We start from the raw sequence: 13198 nt of genomic DNA, 5'->3' as shown, positions 1-13198 counted from the left end.
GAAATATAAAAAAAGAACTTAAATTTATTATCTCTAAAATAAAAAAATATAAATTACAATATACTAAAACTACATTTTATCAACTAGAAATCTGGAAAACATTTGGAATAAATCCTTTCTATTGTTTTAATTGTAAAATTAAAATGAAAGTAAGAAGAATTTCATATTTTAATATATCAAAAGGCTCCATTTGTTGGAAAGAATATTGTTGGTAGCGCTGATTAAAATCAGCTTTTTTGTGTTACAAAAATATTTATTTTTTCTTATTTTATTAAACTTCTAATAGAAATATTAACTAATTCCTTATTTTTCTCTTAAAAAGTCAAATTATAATTTCCTTATATATGAAAAAGGGATATTACAAATTTTTAATTTGTAATATCCCTTTTATATATCAAAGCTCCATTTCTTCCAGATTTTTCTCTATCTCTTCTATAGGAATGAAATTCTCCTTCATAAGTACACAATTTATTCAGTACTATATTTTCTTTTAGTAACCCTAATTCTAATAAATTTCTATAGACGAACTCCTGATTATCAAAATATATTTTCCCATTTTCATTTTTAAAGCTTTTTTCTATTAATTCTTTAGAAAATTTTTCTTTAAACTTTTGTAGAAACTCCTCTCCTACCTCATAATTTTTTTGAGATATCCCTATTCCAAAAGCTACTCTAATATCTCCTAAATTACATCCATATGTATCTATCATAAGTTTTATAGCTTTTTTTCCTATCTCCTTATAACTTCCTTGCCAGCCAGAGTGCACTGTTCCTATGATCTCTTTTTTTTCATCAAAAAAATATATAGGTAAACAATCTGCATATTTTGTCAATATAACTATATCTTTTCTATTAGTAATAAATCCATCTGTATCTTCAAAATATAATTTTTCTAAACTATCTACTACTACAATATTATCACTATGAGTTTGAAAACCTGATACAATATATTTTCCCTCCAAAGAAAAATCCTTTAATATCTTTTCTTTACTCATCTCTTTTATATTTCCATAATTTTTTTTAGTGTAGATAGCAGATATTCCAAATTTATTCCATTCTTTTAATTCTACATACCTCTCTCTATCTAAAAACATAAACTACTCCAACTCATTTTTTAATTTTAAAACTTTATTTAGATTTCTCATCAACTTTTCAAAATCTTTAAAGTATAGAGATTGCATTCCATCAGAAGTAGCACACTCAGGATTTTCATGTACCTCAACCATAGCTCCGTCAGCTCCAGAAATTACTCCAGCTAAAGTTACAGGCTCTACCAAACTACGTCTTCCTGTTCCATGACTAGCATCTATAATTACTGGTAAATGTGATTTTTCTTTTAGTAACGGAATAGCATTTATATCCACAGTATTTCTTGTAATAGTTTCAAAAGTCCTTATTCCTCTTTCACAAAGTATAACCTCTCTATTTCCATAAGCTACTATATACTCTGCTGCCATAAGTAGCTCTCTCATTGTTGCACTTAATCCTCTTTTTAAAAGAATTGGTTTTCCACATTTCCCCAATGCTTTTAATAAAGAGAAATTTTGCATATTTCTAGCTCCCACTTGAAATATATCAGCATATCTACTTATTAAAGGAATATCACTAGCATCCATAACCTCAGTTACTACTAACATATCAAATTTATCTGCTGCCTCTCTCATATATTTTAATCCATCTTCTCCTAATCCTTGAAAATCATAAGGAGAAGTTCTTGGTTTAAAAGCTCCACCTCTTAATATTTGAGCCCCAGTTTTTTTTACTTCCTCAGCTATTTTAAATATTGATTCTCTACTCTCAATAGCACAAGGACCAGCCATCATTAAAAAATTTCCACCACCTATTTTTCTTCCTTTTATATCTATTATTGTATCCTCTGGCTGGAACTCTCTACTTACAAACTTATAGCTCTTTCCTATAGCTACTAGCTCATCTACTCCATCAAAAGATAGAAGTCTATCTAAATCAACATTCTTTTTATCTCCAACTACTCCTATTTTGTAGTAATCATTTTCTTTTAAAATAATACTTCCTAATCTATTATCTTGAAGAAATTTTAAAATTTCATTTTTTTCTTGTTCACCTATATCTCTTTTAGTTTTTATATACATAATTTTCTCCTAATCTTTTCTTTAAATTATACAACTTTAGTCTAAAATTTTAAAGTATTATCTTTTCTTTTTCTTTGGCAATGGTAGGGGTTTTAATGGCATAACATAAGTAACTCCTGGATTTATATCCAATCTCATTTTTACACATTCTTTATTTCTCAAAAAATACTCTCTTATTTTTGTTCTTATTACTGGAGTACTATCCAAAAATTTTGAACCATACCCATGTATTACCATAATCTCTCTTCTTTCTCCCTTTTTATATAGAGAATTATACTTTGTTATAAATACTCTAAGAGCATCATCAAAATTCATTTGATGTAAATCTATCTCATTATACATGAATACGTTCCTCCTAAAAAGTAAAAAAAAAGAGTCCCTTCGGACTCTTTTAATAACTTAATTACTCAGCAGATATAGCTGATACTGGACATCCTCCAGCACATGCTCCACAGTCTACACAAGCCTCTCCGATTTGGAATTTTCCATCATCAGTTGCTGATATAGCTCCTACTGGACAAGTTCCTTCACAAGCTCCACATCCGATACAAGTATCTTTATCTATTACGTGCATTCAAATCCCTCCTAATAAATTTTTAAAATTTCTTTCTTTTAACTTACTTAAATAAAGTTTATACTATTTTTCAAATTTTGTCAAGTATAATTTAAAAAATATTAATCACTTATTTACACTAATATTTTGATGATTAAAGTTTATTTTGCTTTAAACTCTTCCATCCAATTTTCTCCATTACCTACTAATACTGGCAAATATATAATTACATTTTCTGTTGCTCCAAGAGTTATACTTTTCTTTATCTCCTGTTTTTTCCCAGCTTCATCTTTATAAGTTACTACAAGTTCATGAGTTCTTCCTTTTACCTCTCCCATTCCTCTTCTATTAACTCTTACCTTTTTAGCCTTTTCTCCATTTAATGAATAAGAGATATCCTTTATAGCTTCATAACCATTTTTAGTCTTATTTTCAAAATATACACTATGTAATCTTCCAGTTATAAATAGTGCTACTGAGATTCCAATAACTACTATCATAAGAAGTATCCAGTTTCTTATCATCTTCATTATTTATCCTCTCCTTTACTACTATTTTGTGCCGCTTCTAATGCTCTTCTTCTCTCTTCAGCTTTTTCTTTCTCTCTTCTCCATTGGTGCATAATAAGAACTAAGGCTATTATTCCATAAGATACAAATACTCTAAAATATTCTCCTATTTGTGCAGAACCAATTAACTCTTTACCAGCTCTTGGTGCTAAAATAAACATAGCATGGAAAAGTATAACACCACTTAGAGCATTTGGTATAGAAGCTTTTGCTACACTAGCTCCTCCTATAAGTAGAGCAGCTATTGAGAACATTCCTATTTGTTCATGGCTATTATAAGTATTCATTGTTCCTATATTTTGTAAGAAAATTATTTGTCCTATTGCTGCTAACATTGTAGATATAACTATTGCTATAACCCTTGTTCTATCTGCAGCAATACCAGCTGATTTAGATACCTCTAAATCTTGTCCTATTGCTCTCATATCTTGTCCTAATTTTGTTTTTCTAAACCAAACTATAAACAGACAGAATAATACAACAGCAACTATTGTTAATAGAGGAATAGAAAATTCTCCAATTTTTAAAACTATTGCATCATCTAAAGCTCTTCTTATATTTTTTAAATCTATAGCATTTCTTATTCCATATCCTCTTGATAAAAGAATTGAACTATCAGTTATAGGAATAACTTTTCCCATTCCATATAAAACTATAAGTTGATATACTCCATTGATAAAAAATCCAAGAATCATAGAAGTAATCATCTCTCTTCCCTTAGCTCTATTTAATACAACTCCACCAATAAGCCCCATCAAAGCTCCCATTGGAAGAGATAAAATAATAGCCAAGAAAAATCCTTGTAATCCAACAATTTGCCAATCTGTAATAAAGATAAGAGCAAGTTGTCCTGCCATAGCTCCTAAAACAATACCAAAGTTAAGTCCCATTCCTGCAATTATTGGAATTAATAATGAAAGAACTAAGAATAAGTTACGAGAAAGTCTAAGTATTATCTCTTGAATAATATACTCCATACTTAATCCAGATATTGGAATTGAAGCTACTATTATAATTATCATAAATATAGGTACTATATTATTTATCAAAAATTTCTTTATCTTATTTTCCACTTCCAGCACCATCCTTTCTTGTTAAAGCATAAAGTATCATTCCATTAGATACTATTATTCTTATTGTTTCTGACATATCTGTTTTTATAAGTCCATTTACAACAGTAGGTGTCATTGTAAGTATTCCTTGGAAAAGGAATGTCCCTACTACAACATTTGCTATTGTAACCTTATTTACAGATGCCCCTCCAATAAGAATAGCAGCTATTGCTGGAAAGGCCATATAAAATGGTGCTAAATATAATTGTACAAATCCGAAACTTTGTTGATATATTATTATTCCAACTGCTGAAAGAACTGTTGACATTACTACTGACTGTACTCTTACTTTATCAATATTTATTCCAGTAGCTCTTGCAAACATATCATTTGTTCCTACAGCTTTCATAGCATAACCACTTCTTGTTCTAAAGAATATCCAAATAAAGAAAGCTAATATAATAAAGAATACAATCTCTCCTAATGGAAGTAAATCAGTATTTATATGTAGAGCCTTTTCAAATGCTTTATGCCAATAGTTTTCTACACTTATAGTTGTACGTAATCCTTCTCCTCCATATGCCCAAATCATATCTGGACTTTTGAATGGAAGTATAAGCCACATAATACACATAATAGCAACTGATGAAAATCCTATATAAGTGGCTATCATCATCTCTCCACCTTTTACCTTATTTAGAATATGACCATAAAGCCATCCAAATAAAAGTGCAAATGGAAGAGAAAAAACTATTGCTCCAAATACTCCTGTAACACCTTTTAATCCTAACTCTATACTTATAACAGCTCCTAAAAGTCCTGCCTCTACTCCTAATGGCATACCAAAGTTAAGTCCTGTCCCAGCTTGTATCATAGGTACTAATGACAATACTAAGATTGCATTCATTCCAAATCTTACTAATGTATCTCCTAAAGCTGCTTTTAAATTTATTCCAATAAAAGGAGACACTACATACATTGATAAAAGAAATAGTGCTATTATTATTCTTGGCCAACCAGCCTCTTTTATCATCTTATTTATATTATTCATTTCCTGCCTCCTTAACTCCTACCATCATCTTACCAAATTCTAATATATCAGCTGTTGGTGGTAGAATACCTTCAACTTTTCCCTCATTTATTATAGCTATTCTATCACATACACTTCTTAGTTCTTCTATTTCAGATGAAGTTATTATAATAGTTGTTCCTTTTTCTTTGTTATACTCTTTTAAAGTATCTAGTACAAGTTTTTTAGCTCCTACGTCTATTCCTCTTGTAGGCTCAGATACGAATAATACTTCTGGATTCATAGTGAAAGCTTTAGCTAGACAAACTTTTTGTTGATTTCCTCCACTTAGCTCCTGTGCTCTTTGCTTTTCACTAGTACATCTTATCTCTAATTTTTTTACATACTCTTGTGCATTTTCTTTTACAGCTTTTTCATCTACTATATTAAATATTCCAAAAGCTTTTTTAAAGAACATATTCTTTATCTGCATAGCTGGATAAGCTATATTATCCTCTATTGAACTATCTAATAGAAGCCCTACTCCTTTTCTATCTTCAGATACAAAGAAAAGTCCTTTAGATAATGGTTCAGCTGGAGAATTTAAAGTTATCTTCTCTCCTTTAAAAGTAACTTCTCCTCTAGCATCATAAAGCCCCATTATTCCATTAGCTACTCCTATTTTCCCTTGACCTGCCATTCCTCCAAGTCCTAAAATCTCTCCTTTTTTAATATCTAAAGAAAGATTCTTTACTCCCTCTCCTGGCATATCTACCCAAAGATTTTTTATAGAGATGATAGTTTCTTTTGGTTCATCTTTAGCTTTTGTTTCTTGAGAAGAACCTTCCATCTTTCTTCCTATCATCCATTCAGTTATTTGATTTACATTTGTATCCTTAGTAGCTACTGAGTTTATTAACAGTCCATCTCTTAGAACTACTACCTTATCACATACTGATAATATCTCGTCAAGTCTATGAGTTATAAAAAGTATTGCTATCCCTTTTTCAGATAATTTTTTCATAGTTTCTAGAAGAACTTTTGCCTCTTCTTCTGTAAGTACTGCTGTTGGCTCATCTAACACCAAAAGTTTTGTATTCTCTCTTTCAATCTCACGAGCTATTTCTGTAAACTGCTTGTGTGCAACAGGCATTTCACTAATTACTGTACTAGACTTTATATCCACTCCTAAATTTGAAAGAGCTCCTTTTGCACGTTCATCTATCTCTTTCTTATCGATAGCTTTTATTCTTGAACCAAAAACTCCTTCTAAAAAACTATTTAAAGTTGATTCTCTATTTAAAACTACGTTTTCAGAAGCTTTAAATCCTGGTATCAATGAAAATTCTTGGTGTACCATTCCTATTCCTACACCTAAAGCATCAAATGGTGAAGTAAAATTTACCTCTTGTCCATCAAAATATATTTTTCCTCCATATCCTCCAGTTTCAGAAATAACAGGCATACCAAATATACATTTCATCAATGTAGATTTTCCTGCTCCGTTCTCTCCTACTAGTCCTACTATTTCTCCTGGTTTTACCTCCAGATTAATATCTTTTAAAACTACATTCTCTCCAAATGCTTTGGAAAGATTCTCAACCTTTAATAATATCTCTCTCAAAACTTTTCACCCCTTAAAGAAAAATGAGGGGAGAAATGTTCCCCTCACCTTATTATTTTATTTCAAAATATTTAGCAGGTACTTCTTCACCAGTCATGTGTAAGTATCCTTTTCCTAAAACATAAGTATCTTGGTATAATAGATAGAAGTTTTCTTTTTCTACTCCATTTACATCAGCATAATTACTTCCGTTCCATCCTGCTCCTGGAGTAAATTTATTATATGATTCTATAATAGCATCAAAGTCAGTAATTTCTGTTCCTTTTTCAATTACGTTTCTTACATGATCTCCTAATGCTACTGCTGAAGCAAAGTTATAGGAATAAGCCCAAGTTCCCATTCTTCCAGCAGCACCTTTAGCTACTACTGTATCTTCAACTTTCTTTAATATTTTTGGCCAATTTCCTTTTTCATCTTCAGTAAATTTGATTCCTAAAGCACCAGGATATCCCATTGTAGGAGATGGTAAATCAGCTTCTACGAAATATCCTCCATCTTCAGCTATTCTTTTTAATAATGGTTCTGTATGAGCATCATTTGTTGCAAAGAAAGCAACATTTTTACCATATTTATTTAACCAGTTAGGAACTTGTTCTAATATATATTGTTGAGCTCCTGCAACTCCAACGTCACTTACTGGGTCTGGAGCTGAAACATCTATAAATTCCATTCCTAAATCTTTAGCAGCTTCTGCCATTATATTTCTTCTTCTTGATAATAATTCATAACTTAAGTGTCTTGGGAAAGAGATATGCATAAATTTATCTGCTCCCATATTTTGTGCTGCTTTTACTATTAAATATCCTCTTGCTACGTTATCTGGATTTGTTACTAAGTCTGAAACTTCAGTTATAATTTCTGGATCTTCATGTGGTGAGTTAGCAACAAGTAAGATATCAGGTCTAGCTTCTTTTATTCTTCTAAAAGCTTCTACTGTTCCAGGTACAGCTTCTACAACTATTATTGCCTTCATTTTAGGGTCATCAGCTAGAGCTACCATTTGTGATATAGTAGTTTCCATTTCTTGCATAAAGTTATCTGGATAAGTTACATGAGTAACCATTCCTCCCTTATCAACAGCACCATACATTTTTATTAATTCTTCAGCTCCACGAAGACTATCTTCAGATTGTGAAACAGTTCCACTTACTACTCCAATATGATAGTCTGGATTTGCTGCAAAAGTAAAAAGTGATACAACAAACATCAAACAAGTTAAAAGTAATTTTTTCATATTCTCCCCCTTATGTTTAATATTTAGATTTAAAAAATGCCTCATTAAAAAAAGTACTATTTTTTTAGCACTTATGTTTCAACTTTTTAAATCTGTTTTCAATGATTATACACCTAACTGTCACATCTGTCAATAAAAAATATTATTATTTTGTTTATTATATATTTTTTATATGTAATTTACTTTTTTATATATATTTTTTTGAAAAATTATTTTATTTTTTTAAAAAAAGTTTCATTTTTTTTAAATTATTTCTATAAAAAATTGCACCATTATCTTTTGCCAGATTTTAGGTGCAATTATAATTTAATATTTTACTTACTATTTATTTTTTCTATCTATATAATGAGTATGTAATAGTTTATGTGCTAATTCCCCATTAGCTTCTCCTAAATAAGTTTCATATAAATCTATTACACAGGGATTTTCATGAGATTCTCTTAACTCTTTATGATAATCTATTACCTGTAATCCTTCTGCTCTTTTCTTTACAATTTCAAAATCTCCATGGTGGTAAGGTTGTCCACCTCCACCTACACATCCACCTTTACATGCCATTACTTCTATAGCATCAAAATGCCCTCTTCCATTTTTAATCTCTTCTAATAATTTTCTAGCTGCTCCTAATCCATGAACAACAGCAACTCTTAAATTAATTCCTTCTACTTCAATCTCTGCTGTTCTTACCTCTTCAAAACCTCTTAAAGGAACAAAGTCTAAGTTTTCTAATTTACCATTACTTATCCATTCATATAAAGTTCTTGCTGCTGCTTCTAATACCCCTCCAGTTCTTCCAAAGATATCAGCTGCTCCTGTAGATTCTCCCAATGGTAAATCAAACTCTCCTTCTGGCATCTCTAAAAGATTTATATTATATTGTTTTAATAATCTTCCTAATTCTCTAGTTGTTATAGAATAATCTACATCAGCTACTCCATCTCTCACAAACTCTTCTCTTGAAGCTTCATATTTTTTAGCAGTACATGGCATAATAGATACACAAACTAAATCTTTCTTATCTATCTCTTTTTCTTTAGCCCAAAACTCTTTTGCTAATGCTCCAAAAATTTGTTGTGGAGATTTTGTTGTAGATAAATTATCTCTAAACTCTGGATAATTTAATTCTACAAATCTTACCCAAGCAGGACAACAAGAAGTAAATAGAGGTAATTTTACATCTTTTTCTCCTTTTAAGCTTGATAAAATTCTTTCTTTTAATTCTGTTGCTTCTTCCATTATTGTAACATCAGCAGCAAAGTTAGTATCAAATACCCCATCAAATCCTAATCTTTTTAAAGCAGTTGTTAATTTTTTAGTCATATCTATCCCAGGAGCTACTCCAAATAATTCTCCTATTGCTACTCTTACAGCAGGTGCAACTTGAACTATCACTTTCTTTTTAGGATTCATTAAATCTTCTACAAGTTTAAAAGTATTATCAGTTTCATATAAAGCTCCTACTGGACACACTGCAACGCATTGTCCACACATAGTACAATTAGTTTCTAGTAAATTTTTATTAAAAGCTGTATTTACTATTACATTAAATCCTCTATCTACACCTGTTAATATTCCACATCCTTGAATATCTCCACACATTGTTTCACATCTTCTACACATAATACATTTTGTTATATCTCTTGTTATAGAAATAGAATGCTGCTTATCATGTTTTCCTTCTTTTCCTGCAAATCTCATCTCTCTAATTCCAAAAGATATAGCTAATTTTTGTAATTCACAATTCCCATTTTTTCCACATATCAAGCAATCTTTAGGGTGGTCAGATAACATTAATTCTAACACAACTCTTCTTTTATGCATCACTTCTGAAGAGTTTGTTATTACCTCCATTCCCTCTTTTATTGGAGTACTACAAGATGGTATCAATCTATTCATTCCTTTTATTTGGACCACGCATATTCTACAAGATGCACAATCATTTTTATACCCTACTTCTTTCATCTCCATATAACAAAGATGCGGTATATATATTCCTGCCTTTAAGGCTGCATTTAATATAGTTGTTCCTTCTGGAGCCACTACTAATTTTCCATCTATTTTAAGTCTTATCATTTTCATATATCTTCACCTATCCCACTATAATTTTATAATTGCACCAAATCTACATGCTGATATACAAGCACCACATCTTACACATTTTTCAGGATCAATAAAATGTTTCTCTTTAATGTTTCCTTCAATAGCTTTGACAGCACAAACTCTTGTACAAGCTGTACAACCTCTACAAGCATCAGTTATAACATAGGTTATTAATTTTTGGCAAGCTTTTGCTGTACATCTCTTCTCAACTACATGGTCTATATACTCATTATAAAATTTATTCAATGTTGATAATACTGGGTTAGCAGAAGTTTGTCCCAATCCACATAATGAAGTAGCTTTTATACATTCAGATAACTCTTTGAGTAAAGCTAAATCCTCTAACTTTCCTTTTCCCTTAGTTATTCTATCTAATATCTCATACAATCTAGTGTTTCCTATTCTACATGGAGTACATTTTCCACATGACTCATCAAGAGTAAATTCTAGAAAGAACTTTGCAACTGAAACCATACAGTCATCTTCATCCATTACTACCATTCCACCAGAACCCATTATAGCCCCTTTGCTAGCAAGACTATCAAAATCAATAGGAGTATCTAAATCCTCTTCATTTAAGCAGCCTCCAGATGGTCCTCCAGTTTGAACAGCTTTAAATTTTTTTCCACCTTTTATTCCTTCACCTATTTCAAAAATAATCTCTCTTAAACTTATTCCCATAGGTACTTCTACTAGTCCTACGTTATTTATCTTACCTGAAAGTGCAAATACCTTTGTTCCAGGAGATTTTTCTGTTCCTACTTCTCTAAACCATTCTACTCCATTTAATATTATTCTTGGAACATTTACTAAAGTTTCTACGTTATTTACTACTGTAGGCATATCCCAGAAACCTTTTTCTGCTGGATATGGTGGTTTAGAAGTAGGTTCTCCTCTTTTTCCTTCCATTGAATGAATAAGTGCTGTTTCTTCTCCACAAACAAAAGCTCCTGCACCAAATTTTATCTCAATATCAAATTCAAAATCAGTTCCAAAAAGATTTTTTCCCAAATATCCTCTTTTTCTTGCTGAAACAATAGCTTTATCCAATCTAGAAATAGCTAGAGGATACTCAGCTCTAATATATACCAATCCCTTTGTAGCTCCAATAGCATATCCTGCTATCATCATTCCTTCAATTACAGAGTGTGGATCTCCTTCTAGTATTGATCTATCCATAAATGCTCCTGGATCTCCCTCGTCAGCATTACATACTATATATTTTTGTTCAGCATGATTTTTAGAAGCAATATCCCACTTTATACCTGTTGGGAATCCTCCTCCTCCACGTCCTCTAAGTCCAGAATCAATTATATTTTTTATTACAAACTCCTTAGTCATCTCACTAATAGCTTTTTCTGCAGCTTTATATCCATCATTTCTTAAAAAATCATCTATATTTTCTGGGTCTATTACTCCACAATTCTTTAAGACTCTTCTTTCTTGTTTTTGATAGAAGTTCATTTTTTTATAATCTAAAATTGCTTCTTGACTTACAGGGTCTTTATAAAGTATTCTTTCAACTTTTTTATCCCCTATAATATCTATTTCAACTATCTTTTTAGCATCTTCTGGTTTTACTTCAATATAAAAATTATTAGCTGGAACTACTTTTACTATTGGTCCCTTTTCACAGAATCCAAAACACCCAGTCAATACTACTTCAACATCATTTATATTTCTTTCTTTTAATTCTTTTTCTAAATTTTCTTTTATATCTTTACTTTTTGATGAAAGACATCCAGTACCACCACATATTAAAATTTTCTTATTCATATGTCCTCCTAAAACTACATCTCAATTCCTTAATAATTTTTTATTTTTCTAAATTTTTATAATTTTCTATTATTTTTTTTACATCCTCTGGTTTTACTTTACCATGAACATCTTTACCAACAAGCATTACAGGTGCCAATCCACATGCTCCTACACATCTTAAAGAATCTAATGAAAATAATCCATCTTCAGTAACCCCACCTAATTTTAAACCTAATTCTTTTTGAAGTGCTTCAAGTATTTTCTCTGCTCCTCTTACATAACAAGCTGTACCTGTACAAACAGATATTGGATATTTTCCTTTTGGCTCCATAGAGAAAAAATTATAAAAACTTACTACTCCATATACTTTCGAAACTGGAACTTCTATTTTCTCAGCAATAAATTCTTGTACTTCTTCTGGAATATATCCAAATATTTCCTGTGCCTTATGAAGTATTATAATTAATGAACTCTTCTTATCTTCTAGTGTTAAAATATAATTTTCTAGTTCTTTAAATCCAACATTATCTTTACATATCATACTATCCCTCCTCATATCTTACATTAATTTTATCACTTTGTTTAAAAAAGTCAATATTTTTTTCTTTTTTTGAATAAAAATTAATCGTTTTTATAACAATAAATTTATGTTGATTTTACTGATTTTTTATAAAAATGTGATTAAAATCATAAAATATAAACGATCATTTTTTGATATATTCTAATTTTATTTGATTTAAACTTACAAAACAAAAAATAAAAAAAAGCTTAGCGAATTCCTATCCTCCCAGGAGGCTTCCCTCCAAGTACTTTCAGCGTTTATGGGCTTAACTTTTAGGTTCGGAATGTTTCTAGGTGTACCCCCATAGCTATTTTCACTAAGCATTGACAATTATTTAATTTAAAGCTTGGCAAGTTCCTATCCTCCCAGGAGGCTTCCCTCCAAGTACTTTCAGCGTTTACGGGCTTAACTTCCAGGTTCGGAATGTTTCTGGGTGTACCCCCGTAGCTCTTCTCACCAAGCATTATTAACTTCTTTTAATGTAGCACAGATTTCTTTCACTCATCTGTGTCTCATTTAATATAATCGTAACTTTGTTACTCTTTATTTAATGGAACATTCAAAACTATATAGTAATATCAGGTAACGCTGATTCCTTTCAGTCATCTGCGTCTAAATAATCATAG

The 13198-nt window shown here is 30.6% G+C and carries 12 protein-coding genes and 2 rRNA genes; all 14 read right to left on the bottom strand.

Annotation, left to right across the window (positions count from 1 at the left end; all coding sequences use genetic code 11):
- Positions 1 to 368: 368 nt before the first annotated feature.
- On the bottom strand, positions 369 to 1094 hold the full coding sequence (gene pgeF, locus FMAG_RS01085) for a peptidoglycan editing factor PgeF (protein ID WP_005883264.1): 726 nt from the start codon (positions 1092 to 1094) through the stop codon (positions 369 to 371).
- A gap of 3 nt (positions 1095 to 1097) precedes the next feature.
- Positions 1098 to 2111 carry a 3-deoxy-7-phosphoheptulonate synthase gene (aroF, locus tag FMAG_RS01080; RefSeq protein ID WP_005883261.1) on the bottom strand — a complete coding sequence of 338 codons (1014 nt, stop codon included), beginning with the start codon at positions 2109 to 2111 and terminating at the stop codon, positions 1098 to 1100.
- Between the two features lie 57 nt (positions 2112 to 2168).
- Entirely contained in the window at positions 2169 to 2453 is a 285-nt protein-coding gene (locus tag FMAG_RS01075) for a Smr/MutS family protein (RefSeq protein WP_005883259.1), read from the bottom strand.
- A 61-nt stretch (positions 2454 to 2514) separates the two neighbouring features.
- The gene (locus tag FMAG_RS01070) at positions 2515 to 2685 is read right to left on the bottom strand and encodes a 4Fe-4S binding protein (RefSeq protein ID WP_005883257.1); all 171 of its coding nucleotides are present in this window, start codon (positions 2683 to 2685) and stop codon (positions 2515 to 2517) included.
- Positions 2686 to 2825: 140 nt separating this feature from the next.
- Positions 2826 to 3194, bottom strand: coding sequence for a DUF6672 family protein (locus tag FMAG_RS01065; protein WP_005883255.1), 369 nt, complete (start codon positions 3192 to 3194; stop codon positions 2826 to 2828).
- The gene (locus FMAG_RS01060; RefSeq protein WP_154500573.1) at positions 3194 to 4318 is read right to left on the bottom strand and encodes an ABC transporter permease; all 1125 of its coding nucleotides are present in this window, start codon (positions 4316 to 4318) and stop codon (positions 3194 to 3196) included. Before FMAG_RS01060 ends, FMAG_RS01065 begins: the two co-directional genes overlap by 1 nt.
- Positions 4296 to 5318: an ABC transporter permease subunit gene (locus tag FMAG_RS01055; RefSeq protein WP_187073661.1), complete on the bottom strand. Its 1023-nt coding sequence runs from the start codon at positions 5316 to 5318 to the stop codon at positions 4296 to 4298. The genes FMAG_RS01060 and FMAG_RS01055 overlap by 23 nt, the downstream gene beginning before the upstream one ends.
- 10 nt (positions 5319 to 5328) lie before the next feature.
- Positions 5329 to 6918 (bottom strand): sugar ABC transporter ATP-binding protein, encoded by a 1590-nt coding sequence (locus tag FMAG_RS01050; RefSeq protein WP_005883249.1) that lies wholly within the window; start codon positions 6916 to 6918, stop codon positions 5329 to 5331.
- A gap of 52 nt (positions 6919 to 6970) precedes the next feature.
- Entirely contained in the window at positions 6971 to 8152 is a 1182-nt protein-coding gene (locus tag FMAG_RS01045; protein WP_005883247.1) for a DUF3798 domain-containing protein, read from the bottom strand.
- 321 nt (positions 8153 to 8473) lie between these two features.
- Positions 8474 to 10231 carry an NADH-dependent [FeFe] hydrogenase, group A6 gene (locus FMAG_RS01040; protein ID WP_005883245.1) on the bottom strand — a complete coding sequence of 586 codons (1758 nt, stop codon included), beginning with the start codon at positions 10229 to 10231 and terminating at the stop codon, positions 8474 to 8476.
- An 18-nt stretch (positions 10232 to 10249) separates the two neighbouring features.
- Complete coding sequence (locus FMAG_RS01035) at positions 10250 to 12028, bottom strand: NADH-quinone oxidoreductase subunit NuoF (protein ID WP_005883243.1); 1779 nt, start codon at positions 12026 to 12028, stop codon at positions 10250 to 10252.
- A gap of 40 nt (positions 12029 to 12068) precedes the next feature.
- The gene (locus FMAG_RS01030; protein WP_005883240.1) at positions 12069 to 12551 is read right to left on the bottom strand and encodes an NADH-quinone oxidoreductase subunit NuoE family protein; all 483 of its coding nucleotides are present in this window, start codon (positions 12549 to 12551) and stop codon (positions 12069 to 12071) included.
- Between the two features lie 225 nt (positions 12552 to 12776).
- Positions 12777 to 12893, bottom strand: a 5S ribosomal RNA gene (rrf, locus tag FMAG_RS01025).
- Positions 12894 to 12916: 23 nt separating this feature from the next.
- Positions 12917 to 13033, bottom strand: a 5S ribosomal RNA gene (gene rrf, locus FMAG_RS01020).
- Positions 13034 to 13198 lie beyond the last annotated feature (165 nt).

Origin of the sequence: Fusobacterium mortiferum ATCC 9817, assembly GCF_000158195.2 — a bacterium.
GTDB classification, from domain to species: Bacteria; Fusobacteriota; Fusobacteriia; order Fusobacteriales; family Fusobacteriaceae; genus Fusobacterium_A; species Fusobacterium_A mortiferum.
The sequence above is the reverse complement of the archived record's forward strand: the minus strand, read 5'-3'. Positions and strand labels throughout refer to the sequence as shown.